Origin of the sequence: Prosthecomicrobium pneumaticum (assembly GCF_014199915.1) — a bacterium.
GTDB lineage: Bacteria > Pseudomonadota > Alphaproteobacteria > Rhizobiales > Kaistiaceae > Prosthecomicrobium > Prosthecomicrobium pneumaticum.
Genome location: NZ_JACHOO010000001.1, coordinates 467,412 through 484,906, shown reverse-complemented (window position 1 = coordinate 484,906; position 17,495 = coordinate 467,412). Strand labels below are relative to the sequence as shown.

The window sequence follows — 17,495 nt, the reverse complement described above, 5'->3', positions numbered from 1 at the left end:
AAGCGGCGTTCGCCGTTCAGCCGCGCTCGGCGAGAGCGGCGAGCAGCCCGCGATAGAGTGTCAGCAGCCGCCCCTCGTCGAGCGGCTTGTCGTCGTTCCAGCTCACGACGACGCAATGGGCGGCACCATCGGCGTCGACGACGCGGCTCGAGAAATTGAGCACGCCGGGCTCCGACCCGCCCTTATAGGCGACTGCCGTCCACGGGCCGCCGCGCGCCGGGCCGGGATCGATCCGGAAGGGGGGCAGATCGGCGGTGCGTTCGAGCAGCCCGCAGAGTTCCGTGGCGCTCATGAACCACTCGACCGCCGGACGGACAGCGTCGAGCGCCTCCACTGCGGGCAGCCGGTTGCCCTCGATCAGCTTCAGGAGCGCCTGCCGCGCCTTCGCGTCGCCGCTTGCCCACTGGTCGGACAGTGTTTCGTCGGCCTTCAGGACAAAAGCCTCGCGCGTGGTGAGGAAGGGCGTGTTGCGCGGCGACTGGGCTTCGACGGCCTCGCGTCCCAGCCGGTGGATGAGGAGATCGGTGGCCGTGTTGTCGCTCACCGAGATCATCAGATTGGCGAGCGTCGCGATGGTGACGGGCGAGGCATCCGGCCAGTCCTGCAGGATGCCCGACGGCAGCGACCGCTGGGCCGGGTCGATCGCCACCACGTCGGCCCAGGCGAGCCGGCCCTCCGTCACCGCCGTGTCGAGCGCGGCGAGCACGGCGAGCTTGAAGGCCGAGCCGACGGCGAGCGGGGTATCCGCCTCGTGCGCCATCTCGACCGCGCCGCCCTTCGTGACGAGAAGGGAAGTTCGGCCGGGCAGCGCGGCGATTTCGGCGGCGAGCGCATCGAGCCCGCCCTTCGCAGCGGGCGCGCCGAGCCAGAGCCCGGCGACCCGGCCCTCGGCATCGAGCACGATCCGCGCCGGCACGGTGCTCCGCTCGAGATCGATGGTCAGATCGGGCGCGGTGCCTCTGACGCCGGTGAAGTCGCCGCCGGCCGCCCGCATCTCCGCGACGAGCCGCTCGATCTCCGCCATGGGGATGGCGGCGAGGAAGTCCGCCGAGAAGAGCGCGGCATTGAGGGGCTGCTCGAACAGGCGCGCGATGGCCGCTTCAGGCGTCATCGTCGCGCTCGCGCTTCCGACGACTGCTGCAGTGCCGCTCGCCGCTTCGGCACGCAGGACCGGCCCGAAGCCCGCCCCGGCGAGAACGAGCCAGAAGATGAAGGTAGCTCGGCGCATCGGTTGCTCCCGTTTCGGCGCACGACGCCAGGGTCGTCCGGCAAAGGCTCTCAGGGCGTAGCGCATGGAGCGAACTTCCGCTCTCGGCCGGCGTTCCCCCGGCGGGGCGTTGCGCCGCGCCCGCGGCCGCCCGCCGCCTCCGTCCACTGACTGGAAATGGCGCCGCTTTAGTGGTCAACATGCGCCCCCGAGACCGCGGGCAAGCCCCGGTGGCCGCCGCTGCGGAACGAAAGACGGAGTAGAGACCATGGCCCTCGCACTCAAGGATCCGAGCCTCATCCGGGAGCAGTGCTTCGTCGACGGGCGCTGGATCGGCACCGGCGCGACCGAGGTGACCGATCCCGCGACGGGCGCGGTGCTGGCGCGGGTGCCGCATTTCGGCGCCTCAGAGGCGACGGCGGCGGTCGATGCGGCGGCGGCGGCCTTCAAGGGCTGGGCGGCGACCACCGCCAAGGCGCGCGCCGTGATCCTGCGCCGCTGGTTCGACCTGATCATAGCGAACCGCGACGATCTCGGCCTCATCCTCACCTCCGAACAGGGCAAGCCGCTCGCCGAGGCGAAGGGCGAGATCGACTATGCCGCCGCCTATGTGGAATTCTATGGCGAGGAGGCGAAACGGATCGCCGGCGAGACGCTGCCGAGCCATCGCGCCGATGCGCGCATCCTCGTCATCCGCCAGCCGACCGGCGTCGTGGCGGCGATCACGCCGTGGAACTTCCCGGCCGCGATGATCACCCGCAAGGTCGCGCCGGCACTCGCCGCCGGCTGCCCGGTGGTGCTGAAGCCGGCCGGCGAGACGCCGCTGACGGCGCTCGCCCTCGCGGCCCTCGCCGAGCGCGCCGGTGTTCCGCCCGGCGTCTTCAACGTCGTGACCGGCGCCTCGCGCGAGATCGGCGGCGTCCTGACCAGCCATCCGGCGATCCGGCTCGTCAATTTCACGGGCTCGACCGAGGTCGGCAAGCTCCTGATGAAACAGGCTGCCGGCACGGTGAAGAAGGTGGCGCTGGAGCTCGGCGGCAACGCGCCCTTCATCGTCTTCGACGACGCCGATCTCGACGCCGCGGTCGAGGGCGCGATGGTGTCGAAGTTCCGCAACATGGGCCAGACCTGCGTCTGTGCGAACCGCATCTACGCCCAGGCCGGCATCTACGACGCCTTCGTCGAGAAGCTCACCGCCGCGGTCGCCGCGCTCAAGGTCGGTATCGGCACGGAGGAGGGCGTGACGCAGGGGCCGCTCATCAATGCCGCGGCGATCGACAAGGTCGAGCAGCACCTCGCCGACGCGGTCGCGAAGGGCGGCAAGGTCGTGCTCGGCGGCCGGCGCCATGCGCTCGGCGGTTCCTTTTTCGAGCCGACCGTGCTGACGGAGGCCTCGCCCGCCATGACGCTCGCGCGCGAGGAGACCTTCGGCCCGCTGGCGCCGGTCTTCCGCTTCGAGACAGAGGCGGAGGCGATCCATGCCGCCAACGACACGGAGTTCGGTCTCGCCGCCTATTTCTTCTCGCGCGATGTCGGGCGGATCTTCCGGGTCGCGGAGGGGCTCGAATACGGCATGGTCGGGATCAATTCCGGCCTGATCTCCACCGAGCTCGCACCCTTCGGCGGCGTCAAGGAGAGCGGCAACGGCCGCGAGGGCTCGCATCACGGCATCGAGGAGTTCGTCGAGAAGAAATACCTGCTCGTCGCCGGCCTCGACCGCTGAACGGCCCGGGCGCGTCGCTCCTCAGGCCGCGATGCGCGCCGCGAGCCGGTCGAGCAGGGCGCGCCCCTCCGGCCAGTCGCCGAGCCGGGAGGCCGAATTGATGTGGCCGCGCCGGCCGACGACGACGAGTTCCGCGCCCCAGCCCGCAGCATGTTCCTCGGCATAGGTGAGGCTCGCATAGGGGTCGTTTTCGCTCGCGACGATCATGGCGGGGAAGGGCAACGGGCCGAGCGGCGGGTCGACGAAGGACGAGGCCTCGGCCGGGAAGGCGCGGCCGGACGGATCGGGCACCGCGACGAGAAGGGCGCCTGCGGCCTTGCGTGCGGTGCGCCGCGCCGCCCAATGCGCGACCGCGAGACAGCCCAGGCTGTGCGCGACGAGCAGCGGCGGGCTCGGCGCGGCGGTGACGGCGAGGGTGAGGGCCGCCACCCAGTCGTCGCGGTCCGGATGGAACCAGTCTGTCGGGGCGAAACGCGTCGCCTGACGCAGCTGCGCCTGCCAGAGGGACTGCCAGTGGTCCGGCCCCGAATTGCATATCCCCGGGACCATGATGATCGGCGGCATCGGTGCCTCCCCGCGAGCACGCCCGAATCATGCCACCCACCCGCGGCAGTGCCAAGGCCGTCGCGCCGATCGCGCGATACCGGACGGCGGTGCGAGGAGGAGGGTTCGGGAGAGCGGCGACAGGGCGGCCGGGAGCCGTCACGTCGGGCGGCCGGTCAGAGCGTCTCGATCGGCAGGTCGAGCCGGAGGGTGAGGTCCGCTTCGTCGAGTCCGAACACGGCGCGCAATTCCGCCATCTTCTCCTCGAGCCGCATCAGCGTCAGTCCGAGCCGCTCGATCTCCTCGTCCGACAGCGAGCCGCCCTCGACCCGCCGGATCGCCTGTTTCTCGATCAGCTGGCGCAGCGTTTCCACCAGCATCAGGACGAGTTTGGCGAGGCCCTGCTCGACCTTCTCCGGATCGAGCGCGACCCGCCCGTCCTGGAAGGCGCCGATGAGATCGGGGATCGTGCCTTCGGTCATGGCGCCGCCGTTCCGCCGCCGATATCGGCGAAGGAATAGGGCGGCCACGGACCGGTGCAGGTGAAGACGAGATCCGGACGGAGCGGCATCAGCGCCGAGAGATCGGCGAGGAAGCGCTCCGTCTGGGCCTGGGGCACCAGGAAGGAGGCGCGCAGGTCGGCCGAACCCTCGGTCCTCGGCCAGAGCACACGGTCCTTCGCGTGGGCGAGCAGGCGATCGTGCGGGAAGGCCGCGTCCGACGGCGGCCAGCCGCCGACACGGCGCAGCAGCGTGCGCAGATGCGCGGCGCCGGGACCCTCTGCCCGCGCCGGTACCGCCCTCGCCGGATCGGCCTCCAGCCCGCAGACGCGCAACGCATACTCGGCGCAGTGCCGCACCCAGTCGAGCCGGTGGCGCAGCGCCGCCGCATTGCGGGCGAGGAAATCGCGGCAGATATGGGCGTTGTCGACCATGGTTCCGAACCGCAGCGGCAATAGGGCACCGACCGGCATCAGCGCCTCGATCACCGCCTGATGGCGCAGAACCTCCGCGGATGTCGGCGGGCCGGAGCGTGCCGCGGCATGTCCGGCGGCGCAGGCGATGCCATCCCAGGACACGAAAAGCAGGCCGGCCGTCCCGGCGCCGCCCACCGCCGCGTCCGGTGGCGCCGAATCGATCACGGCGTAGAGATGAAGCATCGGATCACCCGTCTCGCAGCGCCACCGAACGGGTCGGATCGGATGTGCCGGCGCGCCGCATCCGTTCGGCCGTGTCGGTCGAGGCGACGAGCACCTTGAGCCCGACATAGACGAGATCCACTCCGGCGACCGAGATCACCGCCTCGCCCCAAAGGACGAGTCCCTTGCCGAGCGCCCGGTCGAGCAGGTCGGCGAGCGCGACGTCGCCGCTGGTGCGTGGAGGCTCAGCCACTGCCAACCCCGCCTCCTGCGCCGGCCCCGAGCGCGCCTCCGGTGAAATTGTAGGGCGCCCACGGTCCGGTGAGGGCATAGTCGGCGCCGGTCTCGGGAGCCTCACGTTCGAGCGCGGCGAGATCCTCTCGCCAGGCCGCCTCGTCCTGCTCCGCCACCAGATAGGCGCCGTTGAGCACCATCTCGCCCGGCCGGCGGTGCACGGCGGCGGGCTGCGGCCGGTTCATCACCGCCGCCCGCGCCCGGCGGGCCAGACGGGCGTGGCTGTCGGCGGCGAGCCGGTCCAGCGCCGCCGCCGCGGCCTGCTCGGCGGCGCGTGCCTCCCGCTTGCGCTGGAAGAAGGCGGCCCCGGCGCCCGGCCCGGCCCGGCCGGCCGCGGCATGCGGGGCCGCCTGCGGGGGCTGGCGAACGAAGAGCTGAACGCCCCATTCGCGTGCCCCGCGCACCTGATCGAGCGCCTCGGCGAGGGCAGTCCGGCGAGTCTCGATCGTCGCGCGGAGCGCCGCCGTGCCAGAGAACAGGGTGCCGAATTTGAGCGGCAGCACGGCCGCGGTGCCGAGCAGCGCGGTCACGACAGCCTGATGGGCGAGGACCCGCTCGCGGGCCCACTCCGGATCGTTGATCCGTTCGGCGATCGCTTCGGCGTCGAGAAGGCCGGCCGGTACGGGGCTCGCGATCACGGCGACGCCGCTCTCGCGGATGCGCTCCACGCCGAGTTCGGGAAGGATGCCGGACCGGGGCAGGGGCGCCCCGCCTTCGGGACCAGGATCGTCCGTCACCGCATAGGCATAGAGCATAGCGTCTCTCCCGCCGCCCTTTCTCAGCCGGCCGCCTGCGTCGGCTGGCGACGGATCGACACCGGCACGTGCTCGGCCTGCAGCACACGGTGCGCCGCGGTGAGCGCCGCGACGTCGGCCGCCGTGCCATCCGCGGCCTCGATCGGCTCGGCGCCTTCGGGCACGAGGTCGGGATGAACCCGGCGGATCGCGTGCCGATAGGCCTGACGCAGTGCCGCCGGATCGGCGCCGGCCGGCACGCCGAGCAGGCGCCGCGCCGCCTCGGCCGCCGCCATCGTGCCGAGATGGACGTGCACCGTGGCGAAGCTGTAGGGCGGCAGGGGGCCGACGAGCCGCAGCGCCAGCTGTCCGGCAAAGCTCTGGTCGACGGATTCGAGTGCGTCGTCGAGCGCCTCGGCGGCGCGTCGCGGCACCAGCAGCGCCAGCTCGGCGATCACCGACGGATCACCAGGCTCTGTGACGATCAGATCGCGGCAGATCGGCGCGAGGCGCTCGATCAGGACTCGCCGCGCCCGGTCGCGGCGCTCGGCGGCGCGGGCCCGTGCCGAATCCGCCGCCTGCGCGGCGATCGTCTCGAAGAGCAGGGTGGCGGTGGCGCCGAGGGCGTCCTCTTCCGCCTGCTCCTCGTCCTCGTCGGTCTTCGCGACGGTCTCGGCGCGCACCGACAGACCGTATTCGACGCAGCCATCGACCGTGCCGAGCGCGGTTCTGATCACGGGGGCACCGGCGGCGAGCAGATGGCGGATGCGGCCGATGTCCTCGACGGATGTCCCGAGCGCCACGGGCAGGATGGTTGCGCTGTCGAGCAGCCGCCCGATCAGCTTCTGACGGGCGAGCAGCAGCGGCAGCAGCGCACTGCGCTCCTGTTGATGGAAGCCGCCCTCGGGGGCGGGCCCGACGACCGCCGCGAGACCGCTCTCGCGGACGATGGTCAGGCCGGGCGGCAGGCCCGGACCCTCGAGATCCGCCCCGTTGAGATCGGCGCCGGTGACGGCGAACAGAAGCGTTTCGGTCATTCGACCTTCTCCCGCCGGACGAGATGGAGGGCATCGTGGAAATGGCGCGGCTCGACCGACAGCGCGGCAGCGCGGCCGGAGGCGCGCACCGCGAGCGCATCGCGGATTGCCGCGATGCCGGCATAGCGGCAGAGCGCCTCGATCTCCGCCCCGACGAGTCCGTCCGTCGCGGCGGCGAGTGTCACCAGATCGACGGTGTCGGCGAGCGGCATCGGCCGGACATGCACGTCGAGGATGGCGCGTCGGGTTGCGAGGTCGGGCATGCCGAACTCGATCAGCAGGTCGAAGCGTCCGGGCCGCAAAAGCGCCGGGTCGATCTGGTCGAGCCGGTTGGTGGCGGCGAGCACGGTGACGCCGCGCAGCTCCTCGATGCCGTCGATCTCGGTGAGCAGCTGCGCGACCACCCGGTCGGTGATCGCGTTGCCGAGCCCGCCGCGCGCCGGCGTCAGCGTGTCGATCTCGTCGAAGAAGATGATGCAGGGCGCCGTCTGGCGCGCCTTGCGGAACACTTCGCGGACGCCGCGCTCGGATTCGCCGGCCCACATCGAGATCAGCTGCGGACCCTTCACAGGGATGAAATTTGCACCGCTCTCCCCGGCGAGCGCCTTGGCGATCAGCGTCTTGCCGGTGCCCGGTGAACCGTAGAAGAGAATCCCGCGCGGGGGTGCCACGCCCGCGGCGGCGAAGAGATCGGCGTGCCGGGCCGGCCACTCGACGGCCTCGGTCAGCGTGCGCTTCACCGCGTCGAGCCCGCCGACGTCCTGCCAGCGTTTGTGCGAGGCCTGGGTGACGATCTCGCGCAGCGCGCTCGGCTGGACGAGGGCGACGGCGGCCTCGAAATCGACGCCGGCGACCGTGAGGGCGGCGAGGGTGTGGTCGGCGAGCCGGCCGTCTTCGAGGGTGAGGTCGGGCGCCAGCCGCCTGAGCGTGCTCATCGCGGCCTCCCGGCAGAGCGCGGCGAGGTCCGCACCGACGAAGCCCGGCGTGCGCGCGGCGAGCCGGTCGAGATCGACATCGGCGGCGAGCGGCATGCCGCGGCTGTGTACCGCGAGAATCTCGCGGCGACCGGCCTCGTCCGGCACGCCGATGACGATCTCGCGGTCGAACCGGCCCGGCCGGCGGAGCGCCGGGTCGATGGCGTTCGGAATGTTCGTCGCGGCGATGACGACGACGTGGCCGCGCGTCTCGAGCCCGTCCATCAGTCCGAGCAGCTGCGCGACGACGCGGCGCTCGACCTGCCGGTCGCCGCTCATCTCTTCGCGCTTCGGCGCGATCGCGTCCAACTCGTCGATGAAGATGATCGACGGCGCGTTCTTCTGCGCCTCCTCGAAGATGCGGCGCAGCTGCGCCTCGCTCGCCCCATACATCTTGTCGATGATCTCGGGGCCGTTGAGATGAATGAAATGGACGTTCGCCTCGCGCGCCACCGCACGGGCGATCAGCGTCTTGCCGGTGCCGGGCGGGCCGGAGAGGAGAACGCCCTTGGGCGGCTCGATGCCGAGATGGGCGAACACCTCGGGATGCTTGAGCGGCAGCTCGATCATCTCGCGGATGCGCTGCACCTCGGCGCGCAGGCCGCCGACATCCTCATAGGTCACGGTCGTGCCGCCGGCGGCGCCGTCGACCGCGCGCATCCGCGTCTCGGCGCCGACGAGCACGGGGCCGGGCGGATCGGTGCGCTCCACCGTGAACTCGCGCGCCTGCGCGCCGACGAGCGTCGTGCGCACCCGGTCCCCGGCGATCACCGGAATCCCCTCGAGGAACCGGGCGAGCTGCCGGGATTCGAGCGGGGCCGCCCGCGTCCCCGCCTGGGCGAGCGTCACGGAGCGGGCGGGTGCCACCGCCGCTGCCCTCAGGACCACCTTCTCGTCGAGGCTCGCCCCGGCATTGACGCGAGTGAGCCCGTCGAGCTGGACGAGGCTCTGCTTGCGCATGCCGGCATGGGCGGGCATGGCGCGGGCCACCGTGGTGCGGCGGCCGGCGATCGAGACCACATCGCCCGGTTCGACCCCGAGCCGCTGCATGTCGGCGGGGTCGAGACGGACCAGGCCGCGGCCGACATCGCGGCCGTCCGCCTCGCGGACCCAGAAGGCGAGCGGTTCGGCCGGGTCACTCATCGCGCGCGCCGATCGTTTCCGTCGGGCGGGCGACGCCGAGCGCCACCTCGACCTGGTCGAGCCGCTCGCGCAGCATCCGGTTTTCCTCGCGCAGCGCGCTCGCCTCGACGCTCAGATGCGGGTCGCTCTGCCACCAGTTGATTCCCATCGACATGGCACGGTCGACCGACGCCACCACGAGGCGGAGCCGGATGTTGAGCAGGTCGACCTCGACCAGCGAGATCGAGATGTCGCCGGCGATCACGATGCCCTTGTCGAGGACGCGCTCCAGGATATCGGCGAGGCCCGCCGCCTGGACCGAGTGCTCCATCCTCTGATCGGCCATCTGTTCACGTCCTTTCCAGCCGGCCGGGCCGGCGTGCGCCGCCGCCCGGCCGGAAATCCTCCGCCGCCCGGCCGGGCGGCGGTTCCGGTAGGCCGATCGAGAGCGGCCCCCCAAGAGGCGGTCGAGCCGGCGCGGGCCCCCCGGCGCCGGCCGGCTCGCCGCCCCGCATGCCGCTTCAGTCGGCCGTTTCCTCGATCAGCTGGTCGCGCAGATAGCGGCGCACCCGGCTGTAGCTGGTGACGTTGCCCTCCTTGTCGAGGGTGATCCGGTAGGCCGCGAGCAGGTCGGTCGAGGCCGGGATGCGCTTCAGCTCGACGAGATTGGCGACGACTTCCCAGCCCGTTTCGGTCGGCGTGAGCTGCGACACGCTCTCCGCCGCGAAGCCGGTCAGCTCGTGGAGCTGGGCCTTGATCGTGCGGATGAGTTCCATGGTGTTCATCGGGCATTCCTTCTGCCGGCCGCACCGGCCGGCTTCTGCGGCCCCGCGGCGGGCGGGGCGGGGGGGATCGTGACGGCCGGCTCAGCCGCCGCCGCGGTGTCGTTCCCGCGCGATTCTGAGCCGCTCGAGCAGGACGTCCTCTTCCTTCTCATATTGCGCCTCGTCGATCTCGCCGGCTTCGAGCCGTTCCTCGAGCGCAAACAGCCCGGCGCGAATGGCGTTCTCGTCATAGAGGGCCGCCTCGGCCTGCTCGAGCAGCAGCCGGCTCAGCCACAGCACGCCCTTGAGCGGTCCGACGACCGGCGCACCGAGAACATTGGTCAGGATCGCCATGGCCGCCTCTACCAGTGGATGGTGATGGTCACGAAATTGTAGGGCGGCACCGGACCGACATATTTGAAGCCGAGCCGGGCGCTCCAGTCGGCATCCATCGCCCGCACCGCCTGGTCGAGGGCGCGCTCCTGCGCCGCCTCGACCAGGAAGGCGGCGTTGAGCACCATGCGGTCGCCGATCGGCTTGTTGAGCTTCGTCATGTGGACGAAGGAGCGCAGCCGGTCGAGGATGCGCTGCTCGTCTTCGAGACGCTTGCGCTCGAGCGCCTGGCCGATCTGCTCGCCGAGCCGCACCCGATCGAAATGCGTTTTTTCGGCGGGCCGGCCGACGAGCGAGTCGCGCAGCTTGCGGATCGCCGGGTTCTCCGCGAGGACTTCCTCGAAAACCACATCCTCGTGCCAGGTCGCCTTGAGACCGAGTTCGACGCGGTCCTGCATCAGGCCGAGCCGCTCGAGCAGTTCGTCGCGGCGCGGCCGCAGGATCTTCTCGACCACGGCCTCGGCGTCGGAGGCGACCGTGCCGAAACACACCGGCAGCAGGGTGTGGCGGGCCATCACTTCCTCGATGACCCGGGTATGCGCCAGCATGTTGCGACGGCTGTTCGGATAATCGATGCGTGGGGCGTCGCTCACCACCGCGGCGAGCCGGCCGCAGCGCAGCGTGTGCACCGGCGCGCCCGTGCCGATTCCGGGCGTTTCGAACTGTGCGTCGTCGGCGGCTTCGATGATGCCGTAGAGATATTTGCCGTCGGGCGCGTCGCCCTCGATGGCGGAGGACCGGCTCATGACTGTCTTCCTTCCGGACCGGCCATTGCGGCCGGTTCGAGGCTGAAACGGATCGCGGCGCCGCCGTCCGAGAGGAATGCGCACAGCTGCGCGAGGATCTCTGTGCACCAGGCCTCGATGGCCCGGGTATCCCATTCCGGCTGGACGCGCTCGAAGGCGCGCCGCAACTCCCCATAGATCTCGCCGACCTCGGGGGGCATCGCGGCGAGAAGCCCGGCGCTCAGCACCGCTTCGAGCGCCATCGCCTCATCGGGCGCTCCGGCCCGCGCGAAGGGCGCGATCTCGAGCGCGAAGGGCAGGCCAATCTGCGCATCGGCGATGAGGAGCAGCGGCCGCGCCACCGCCCGGGCGAGCGACCCGGCCGCCACCGCGGCGCTGGCCCGGCGTTCGAGCTCCGCCCTCTGCGGCAGGTTGGCGAGGGCGCGGCCGAGCGTCAGCCGGTCGAGGTGACCGATCGCCTCGCCGAAACCCTGCTTGAGGCAGAAGGTGTTGGCGAGCAGTTCCGTGACCGCCCCGGTGGACAGCGTCCGGGCCAGATGCAGCGCCGGCTCGATGAGCACGGGCGGCGCCTCCACCCGCACCTGGAGCGTCCGCGCCGCCGCCGTCGCCGGCGCCTCCGAGAGCGGATGGGCGTGTTCGTGCGCCAGCAGCCCGGTGGCGGCCCGCGCGTCGCCCCAGCAGCCTTCGTCGGTCATGATCCGCCGGTTGACGAAGATGAAGCATTCCGCAGGGCTGCGCGGATCGTAGAGATTGACCATGGGCCGCTGCGGCAGCTGCAGCAGCGCCGCTTCGGGCAGCCGGCCGAGCGCCTTGAGCGGCCCGACCAGGGAGGCGAGTTCGTCGAGCACGATCAGCGTCACCGCCGCGTGCGGCCACAGGCCCCGCTCGGTGAGACGGGCGACCACAGTCTTCTCCGCATCCACCAGGAATCCGACGTCGCGCGCACAATCCGTGACGACCCGGACCCGGGCGCCGCCGACGGAGATGTTCTCGACGACCTCGACGACACCCGCCATACGTTTCAGACCTTCCGCAGCTTGACCTGGAGGATGCCGTTGCGATGGCTCCGTTCGAGCGAGGCGGGGTCGACACCGGCGGGGAGGGCGATCGTCTTCGCATAGCGATGGCGGCCGCTCGTCGTGATCGAGAGTTTGCCGTCCTCGATCGAAAGCGCGATCTCGTCTTCCGCAACGCCGGGGATCTCGGCCGTGACGATCACCCCGTCGGCCTCGTCGAAGAGATCGACGAGTGGCTCGCGCACATCGTCCACGACCGGACCCCTGGCCGTCGGGCGGACATTGCCGAAACTGCGGACGCGCGGGACGCCGCCGAGACCCGTGCGGACGCTGAAGCCATAGACGCCCTGCGCCTCGTCGCCCGCGCCCTTGACGGTGAAAGAACCCTGGCGCTCCACAGTTTCGGCCTTCTCGACCAGCGCACCGAGCATCTCGACGAAGCCGCCGAGCCCCTTGAACACTGCGCCGATCTCCGCGATCGCCTCGGCGCCCTTCGGACCGCCGCCGGCTCCGGCGGGCTTGCCGCCCTCGCCACCGCCCGCTTTATCGTCGTCTTCGCCGCTCATTCCCGCGTTCCTCAGTAATCGAGCGGTTCGGGCAGGGCAGGTGCCGAGACGAGCGCTTCCTGGCCCTTCGGCGCGGCACGCCGGCGACGCGCCGGAGTGCGCGCGGCATCCGGCGTGCCGAGCAGGAGATCGCGCATCGCGGCGATCTCCGCGTCGATCCGGGCGAGCGCCCGCTCCGCCTCGAGCTTGCGCATCGTCCAGTTGTCGAGCTCGCGCTGCAGCCGCATCCGTTCGTTCTCGAGCCGCGCATAGCGACCCACCGCCTGGGTGCGATTGTTCGGCCGGGCGTGGGTCAGCCGCGACTGGATCGTGGCGACGTCGCGCATGCCGCGCTTGAACGGACCTGTCCGTGGCTCGGTCATGCGAGGCTCTCCACCGCTTTCGGCGTCGCGCGGACCCGGACCGGCTTCGCGCCGGCGGCCGGACAGTGTGTGGCGACGAGGGCGAGCAAAGCCGTCCGCCGCTCCTGCCGCTCCGAGAGCTTCGCCTGCGAGCCGGAGAAGACGCGCGATTCGAGCGCATCGAGGCAGAGCTGGACGAAACGGGGATCGTCGGCGGCGACGGTATAGCCCTCGAGCGCCGCAACCCGGGCGATCATCAGGCTCGACCGGAGCGTCGGCGTCTGGACGTAGTTCTCCGAAGCGCGGAAGGCGCGCACGAGGTCGACGATCCGTGCCGCGGCGGCCTTCGGCAGGCCGGAACGTGCAGCGGCGACCGCCACCTCCATCTCGCGCTCGGGATAGTCGACATCGATCGTCGCCAGTCGGTCGGCGAGCGCATCCTGGCTCGAATGGACACCGGCATATTCGAGCGGATTGCTCGTGAAGATCGCCCGAAAGTCCGGATGGACGCGGATGTAATGATCACGTCCGGCCTGCGCCGGCAGGAAGAGCATCTTCTCCTCGAAAACGCCGAGCAGAACATTGTGCGTCTCCGGCCGGGAGCGCGTGAACTCGTCATAAACGAGCGTGTAGCCCTCGCGGCAGGCGGTGGTGAGACGGTGGTCCGTCCACTGCTGGTTGGCGGTTTCCTCGAGCTTGGTCACGCTGTGAATGAAGCGATCGACGACCTTGCGGTAGTGGTAGCCGCGCTGCGAGCCGATCAGATCCGCAGTGCCGAGTTCGTTGTCGCCGGAGATCAGGATGACCGGCCGGCCGAGCTGCGCCGCGACATGCAGGGCGAGCGTGGTCTTTCCGGTGCCGGCCGGACCCCGAAAGTGCAGCGGATAACCGGCGCGCAGAAAGCTCAGCCCGCGGCGTGTCAGATCCTTCAGAGCCCCCGTCTCCACGAAGTCGGAGCGCGGCCGCGGCGCCAGAGTCGAAGCGCTGCTGCGGGCCGGCGCGGGCAGCGTCGCGCTCCCGGCGCCGTTGATGTCGACGTCGAGCGATTGTGAGACGAGCGTCATGATTGCCTTCCTGTTCGGCGGGGCCCCGCAAGCGAGGCCGCCGCCTTCCTACGGGCCGTGGGCCTTACTCGACCTTCGCCGGGCGCGGCTTGGCGGCGGCCGTCGGGGCCTTCACCTCGGCCTTGGCGGCCGGCTCCGCTTTCACCTTCGCCGGCTCGGAAACCGGCGCATCGGCGGTCTCCCCCTTCACCGGCTCGACCTTCACGGCTTCCGCCTCGATGGCGGCGGCGGTAGCCGGCTCGACCGGCGTGACGACGGTCGGTGCAGACGCGACCGGCTCGGGCGCCGCAGGAGCCACCACGGCCGGCGCGGGCGTCACGGCGACCGGAGCGGCCGGCGAAACGAGCCGCTCGTGCCAGAGGCGGGCGGCGCCGGCGCGGTCCTTGGCGAGCTCGGCCAGAAAGCCCCGATTGGCCACGGTCGCTGCCGAGACGCCGGCGCGGAGCGCCTGCAGAGCGCTGGCCGTCGCCTGCCGGCGGGCCCCGTACTGCGCCTTCAGGGCCTTCCAGGTCGCCGCGCGACGGGCGTTGCCGGCCGTCCGGGTCGCCTTGAAAGCCGTCGAGAGCTCCTTGCGCAGCTTGGCGGCGCCGGCGAGCCGGGTCTTGCGGTAGGACCCCACCTGACGCTCGGCTGCACCGAGGATCTGCTTGGTGGCGCGTCGCAGCCTGCCGATCTCGGCGGCGAGATGCTTGCGCTGCTGCGCCGCACTCGCCTTGTGGGCGGCGCTCGCTGCCGCAAGATGTCGCGCGGTCTCGGCGCGGATGCGCCCGACGGCGTCGTGCCGCGCCGCACGCGCGGCCTTCGACGCCGCGACGATCGTAGACATCTGTCGGGTCAAAGACACGGTCCATGCCTCCTTGCCGGCTCTCGCTCGCCAGCTCTCGCTTGCCAGATATCGCTTGCCGGGTTGCCGGATTCGGGAGGTGGACTCCCTCGTTGGCGCTCGCCGGAGGAGGCGGTCTGCCTGCCGACGAGCCGCTCGAGACCAAGAGTCCGCACAACGGCTGGTCAAACGATCGAATGAGTTGCTTGTCATAGAAACAACGCCGCCGCCGGGTCCGTCCGGACGACACGACGCGCAGTCACCCCAGCGCCACAGCTCGGAGGGAGAAACTCGCGAGGAGCCTCCCCCACCGGAACTGTGGACCCGCTTGCGGGTCGTCAGGCCGCCTGAGCGCCCGCCGTCAGGCCGACGGCCTCGGCGTACTTCAGGTAGGTATCGACACCCGCAACGACCACGCGCGCCTCGACGGCGAGCAGTTCGATGCCGACCAGCGAAACGCGAACCCAGGCATCAACAATGACGCCCTTGTCGAGAATACGATCGACGACTTCCGCAAGACTGCTGGAAGCATTGATCTTCTCTACTGCCATCAGAATCTCCTCTTGACAAGCAAAATCTGCACTTAGTGGACACAGGCAGTGCCAGTAAGCAATTGCATTGTCGCTGGTCGGCTTCACTTCAGCTAGGCGCTGTCGGCCCGGGCTTGCGTCGGTCTATCCCCGGGATGGAATCAGGCGAAGCCGGCAGCCGGCCGGCGGTGGGTGGGAGCATCCTAGGGATTGCCCTAGGACAAACCGGGGACGCACGGGCGGACAGTCGGCCGGCGCCATGCGAGCCTTCGTTCCAGGCTCGGCCCGATCACGGAGGAGGCTGTCGGAGCGCGGCGTCCACCGGCAGGCCGGCCCGCCGGTGGGTTTGCCGTGTCGGAGCTGTGCCGAATTGGCGGGGGAGCAACGGGGAAATAATTCGGGAGGCGATAGAACGATGTCCCCCCCTCTCGCGCCGTTGGCGAAACAGTGCGACACGGGCAATTCTTCAAATCCGGAATAGTTGATCCAATTTAATGAGACATCGACTGGGGTACTCTGGGTTGAGGAATCCGTAGCTGCGCAACGCCCAATCCGCTGATCGGGCGTTGTCGGGGGCATTGAAGAGGGGGCAGGAACGATGATGCATCATGCTTGCACGACGCGGGTTACGGGGGGCGCGGGCCGCGTCGCGGACGAACACTCGTCCGGCCGCCTCGGCGCGGCAGGGTTTTATCGTCCAGGGCATCGCCTCGGTCCGCGGCTCCTGCAGCGGCGCTAGGCCGCCGCCCGTCCGGCCCGCCGGTTCGGAGAGCCGGCGCCTTCCCGATCGGTTGGGCGCACGCGTTTCGAAAGCAAGGGGTGGAGGGAGGCCGCCCCGTCTCCATTTTTGATCCGAAGGTCATCCACATGAGAACTCCCGAAATGCCGGGGGCCGGCAGCGCGGACCAGCGCAGGATTCAGCGCGCCCGGGCCGTGCTCGCGCTGCGCTCGTCCGCCGCGACCGGCGTGGCTCCGGATCTGCCCGGCGCGCCACAGCCTCTGGGGCCGGTCGGCGACCACGCCGTTCTGCGCAGCGAGCGGGCTGGGATCCTCGGGGAGGGTGCTCTGCTCCCCGTAGGACCGCTCGTCGAGACCGCGCCCGCCGAGGCGGTGAAGATGCTGGCGCACGAACTGCGCCAGCCGCTCGGCGCGATCACCAATCTCGCCGGCGCCGCGCTCAACGCGATCGAGGCGCAGGCCGCGAGCCTGAAGCGGCTCCAGGATCTGCTGGTCGCCATCCGCAAGGAAGCGCAGCGCGCCGCCGACATCGTCCGCAGCGCGACCGAGCCTGCGAATGGCGGTCCTGAAGCGGGCGCCGGCGACGTTCTGGAGGCCATCGACGCCGTCATCGCCCGCCTCCGCCCGGCACTCGCCGAGACGGTCGTCGATCTCGAGTTCGAACGGCCCGCCACGGTGCCGGCAGTGCGCGGCAGCCAGACGCTGCTCGAGCAGGTCCTTCACAATGTCATCGCCAACGCGGTCGAGGAGATGGTCAACGTCCCACTCTGGACCCGGCGTCTCACCGTGCGAGTGGCGCAGGAACCCGCCGGAACGGTTCGGGTTGATATCGGCGATACGGGACGTGGCATACCGGAGTCTCTCGGTGCACGCATCTTCGAGCCTCTGGTGAGCGGCAAGGCGACCGGCCGGGGGCTCGGCCTGCACGTCGTCCGCACGCTGCTGCAGCGGGTGGGGGGCGCGATCGAGGCGCGCCCGTGCGAGGGCCGCGGAACCGTCTTCTCCATCCAGCTGGCCCCAGCGCAGTGAAGGACGTGTGAATGCACGAACCGACGGTCTACATCGTCGATGACGATGCCGGCTACAGCGCCTCGCTTGCCGCCCTGTTCGCCTCGGTCAACCTGAGAACCGAGCTTTTCTCACACCCGCAGACCTTTCTCGAGCAGCGGCGGATCAGCCGGCCGGCCTGCGCGGTTCTCGACATGCGGCTGCCCGGCATCAGCGGGCTCGACGTGCTGCGACAAATGCGCCGGTCCGGGTGGACAATGCCGGTGCTGTTCGTGAGCGGCCACGCGGATGTCGCGACCGCCGTGCGGGCGCTCCACGCCGGCGCCTGCGACATGCTCGAGAAGCCCGTCAACGACACCTTGTTGCTGCAACTCGTGCAGCGATGGATCCGGGCCGATGCCGACAGCTATGCCGGCGAGATGATCTGCCGCGAGACCCGTATGAAGCTCGACACCCTGACCGAGAGGGAGAAGGCGATTCTCGACTGCGTGCTGCGGGGATTGCCGAACAAGGTTGCGGCGCGCGAGCTGAAGCTCAGCGTCAAGGCCGTCGAGGGCCATCGCATCAACGTGCTGCACAAGATGGGCGCGTCCTCTCCTGTGGATCTCTTCCGCATGGTGGCGACCTGTCCGAAAGTCGGCTCGTCGCCGCTCCATTGCTGCAGCCTCAGGGCGGATCCGGTGCTCGGGCCGTTCGGTCCGGGCACGGACCTTTTCGATCGGCCTTAGCGGCCG

Annotated in this window: 20 protein-coding genes and 1 pseudogene; 3 read left to right on the top strand and 18 right to left on the bottom strand. The window is 70.6% G+C overall.

The annotated features are described in order from the left end of the window. Positions 1–16: 16 nt before the first annotated feature. Entirely contained in the window at positions 17–1,228 is a 1,212-nt protein-coding gene (locus tag GGQ63_RS02195) for a serine hydrolase (RefSeq protein WP_183852018.1), read from the bottom strand. A 247-nt stretch (positions 1,229–1,475) separates the two neighbouring features. Here GGQ63_RS02195 and GGQ63_RS02190 point away from each other — a divergent pair, with 247 nt between their 5' ends. Then, positions 1,476–2,930 carry an NAD-dependent succinate-semialdehyde dehydrogenase gene (locus tag GGQ63_RS02190; RefSeq protein WP_183852016.1) on the top strand — a complete coding sequence of 485 codons (1,455 nt, stop codon included), beginning with the start codon at positions 1,476–1,478 and terminating at the stop codon, positions 2,928–2,930. Between the two features lie 21 nt (positions 2,931–2,951). On the opposite strand, the gene GGQ63_RS02185 is transcribed toward GGQ63_RS02190, so the two are convergent. The 17 genes and pseudogenes from GGQ63_RS02185 to gvpA all read right to left on the bottom strand — a co-directional run bounded on the left by GGQ63_RS02185 (position 2,952) and on the right by gvpA (position 15,036). Further along, positions 2,952–3,494 carry an RBBP9/YdeN family alpha/beta hydrolase gene (locus GGQ63_RS02185; protein WP_183852014.1) on the bottom strand — a complete coding sequence of 181 codons (543 nt, stop codon included), beginning with the start codon at positions 3,492–3,494 and terminating at the stop codon, positions 2,952–2,954. Between the two features lie 155 nt (positions 3,495–3,649). After that, entirely contained in the window at positions 3,650–3,955 is a 306-nt protein-coding gene (locus GGQ63_RS02180) for a gas vesicle protein K (protein WP_183852012.1), read from the bottom strand. Beyond that, the gene (locus tag GGQ63_RS02175; protein WP_183852010.1) at positions 3,952–4,632 is read right to left on the bottom strand and encodes a GvpL/GvpF family gas vesicle protein; all 681 of its coding nucleotides are present in this window, start codon (positions 4,630–4,632) and stop codon (positions 3,952–3,954) included. Before GGQ63_RS02175 ends, GGQ63_RS02180 begins: the two co-directional genes overlap by 4 nt. Positions 4,633–4,636: 4 nt before the next feature. Next, positions 4,637–4,864 (bottom strand): gas vesicle protein, encoded by a 228-nt coding sequence (locus GGQ63_RS21910; protein ID WP_343061058.1) that lies wholly within the window; start codon positions 4,862–4,864, stop codon positions 4,637–4,639. Further along, positions 4,857–5,660, bottom strand: a complete 804-nt coding sequence (locus tag GGQ63_RS02165) for a GvpL/GvpF family gas vesicle protein (protein ID WP_183852006.1) — start codon at positions 5,658–5,660, stop codon at positions 4,857–4,859. Before GGQ63_RS02165 ends, GGQ63_RS21910 begins: the two co-directional genes overlap by 8 nt. A 23-nt stretch (positions 5,661–5,683) precedes the next feature. After that, the gene (locus GGQ63_RS02160) at positions 5,684–6,676 is read right to left on the bottom strand and encodes a GvpL/GvpF family gas vesicle protein (protein ID WP_183852005.1); all 993 of its coding nucleotides are present in this window, start codon (positions 6,674–6,676) and stop codon (positions 5,684–5,686) included. Next, positions 6,673–8,793 (bottom strand): CDC48 family AAA ATPase, encoded by a 2,121-nt coding sequence (locus GGQ63_RS02155; protein ID WP_183852003.1) that lies wholly within the window; start codon positions 8,791–8,793, stop codon positions 6,673–6,675. The genes GGQ63_RS02160 and GGQ63_RS02155 overlap by 4 nt, the downstream gene beginning before the upstream one ends. Continuing rightward, positions 8,786–9,118, bottom strand: a complete 333-nt coding sequence (locus GGQ63_RS02150; protein WP_246429558.1) for a gas vesicle protein — start codon at positions 9,116–9,118, stop codon at positions 8,786–8,788. Before GGQ63_RS02150 ends, GGQ63_RS02155 begins: the two co-directional genes overlap by 8 nt. 175 nt (positions 9,119–9,293) lie before the next feature. Continuing rightward, positions 9,294–9,560, bottom strand: a pseudogene (locus tag GGQ63_RS02145) (gas vesicle protein GvpO); the annotation flags it as partial. A 78-nt stretch (positions 9,561–9,638) separates the two neighbouring features. Further along, positions 9,639–9,890 carry a gas vesicle protein GvpG gene (locus GGQ63_RS02140; protein WP_183851999.1) on the bottom strand — a complete coding sequence of 84 codons (252 nt, stop codon included), beginning with the start codon at positions 9,888–9,890 and terminating at the stop codon, positions 9,639–9,641. An 8-nt stretch (positions 9,891–9,898) separates the two neighbouring features. Then, a complete protein-coding gene (locus tag GGQ63_RS02135) occupies positions 9,899–10,675 on the bottom strand; it encodes a GvpL/GvpF family gas vesicle protein (protein WP_183851997.1) in 777 nt (258 codons plus the stop codon). Further along, positions 10,672–11,691, bottom strand: a complete 1,020-nt coding sequence (locus GGQ63_RS02130; protein ID WP_183851995.1) for a hypothetical protein — start codon at positions 11,689–11,691, stop codon at positions 10,672–10,674. The genes GGQ63_RS02135 and GGQ63_RS02130 overlap by 4 nt, the downstream gene beginning before the upstream one ends. Positions 11,692–11,696: 5 nt before the next feature. After that, positions 11,697–12,257 carry an archaeal heat shock protein Hsp20 gene (gene hsp20 / locus GGQ63_RS02125; protein ID WP_183851993.1) on the bottom strand — a complete coding sequence of 187 codons (561 nt, stop codon included), beginning with the start codon at positions 12,255–12,257 and terminating at the stop codon, positions 11,697–11,699. An 11-nt stretch (positions 12,258–12,268) separates the two neighbouring features. Then, positions 12,269–12,619 (bottom strand): hypothetical protein, encoded by a 351-nt coding sequence (locus GGQ63_RS02120; protein ID WP_183851991.1) that lies wholly within the window; start codon positions 12,617–12,619, stop codon positions 12,269–12,271. Continuing rightward, complete coding sequence (gene gvpN, locus GGQ63_RS02115; protein WP_183851989.1) at positions 12,616–13,662, bottom strand: gas vesicle protein GvpN; 1,047 nt, start codon at positions 13,660–13,662, stop codon at positions 12,616–12,618. The genes GGQ63_RS02120 and gvpN overlap by 4 nt, the downstream gene beginning before the upstream one ends. A 64-nt stretch (positions 13,663–13,726) precedes the next feature. Continuing rightward, positions 13,727–14,488 (bottom strand): hypothetical protein, encoded by a 762-nt coding sequence (locus tag GGQ63_RS02110; protein ID WP_183851987.1) that lies wholly within the window; start codon positions 14,486–14,488, stop codon positions 13,727–13,729. Between the two features lie 335 nt (positions 14,489–14,823). Further along, the gene (gene gvpA, locus GGQ63_RS02105) at positions 14,824–15,036 is read right to left on the bottom strand and encodes a gas vesicle structural protein GvpA (RefSeq protein ID WP_183851985.1); all 213 of its coding nucleotides are present in this window, start codon (positions 15,034–15,036) and stop codon (positions 14,824–14,826) included. Between the two features lie 846 nt (positions 15,037–15,882). Between gvpA and GGQ63_RS02100 the strand changes: the two genes are divergently transcribed. Then, on the top strand, positions 15,883–16,782 hold the full coding sequence (locus GGQ63_RS02100) for a sensor histidine kinase (RefSeq protein WP_183851984.1): 900 nt from the start codon (positions 15,883–15,885) through the stop codon (positions 16,780–16,782). 11 nt (positions 16,783–16,793) lie between these two features. Next, positions 16,794–17,489 (top strand): response regulator transcription factor, encoded by a 696-nt coding sequence (locus GGQ63_RS02095; RefSeq protein WP_183851982.1) that lies wholly within the window; start codon positions 16,794–16,796, stop codon positions 17,487–17,489. Positions 17,490–17,495 lie beyond the last annotated feature (6 nt).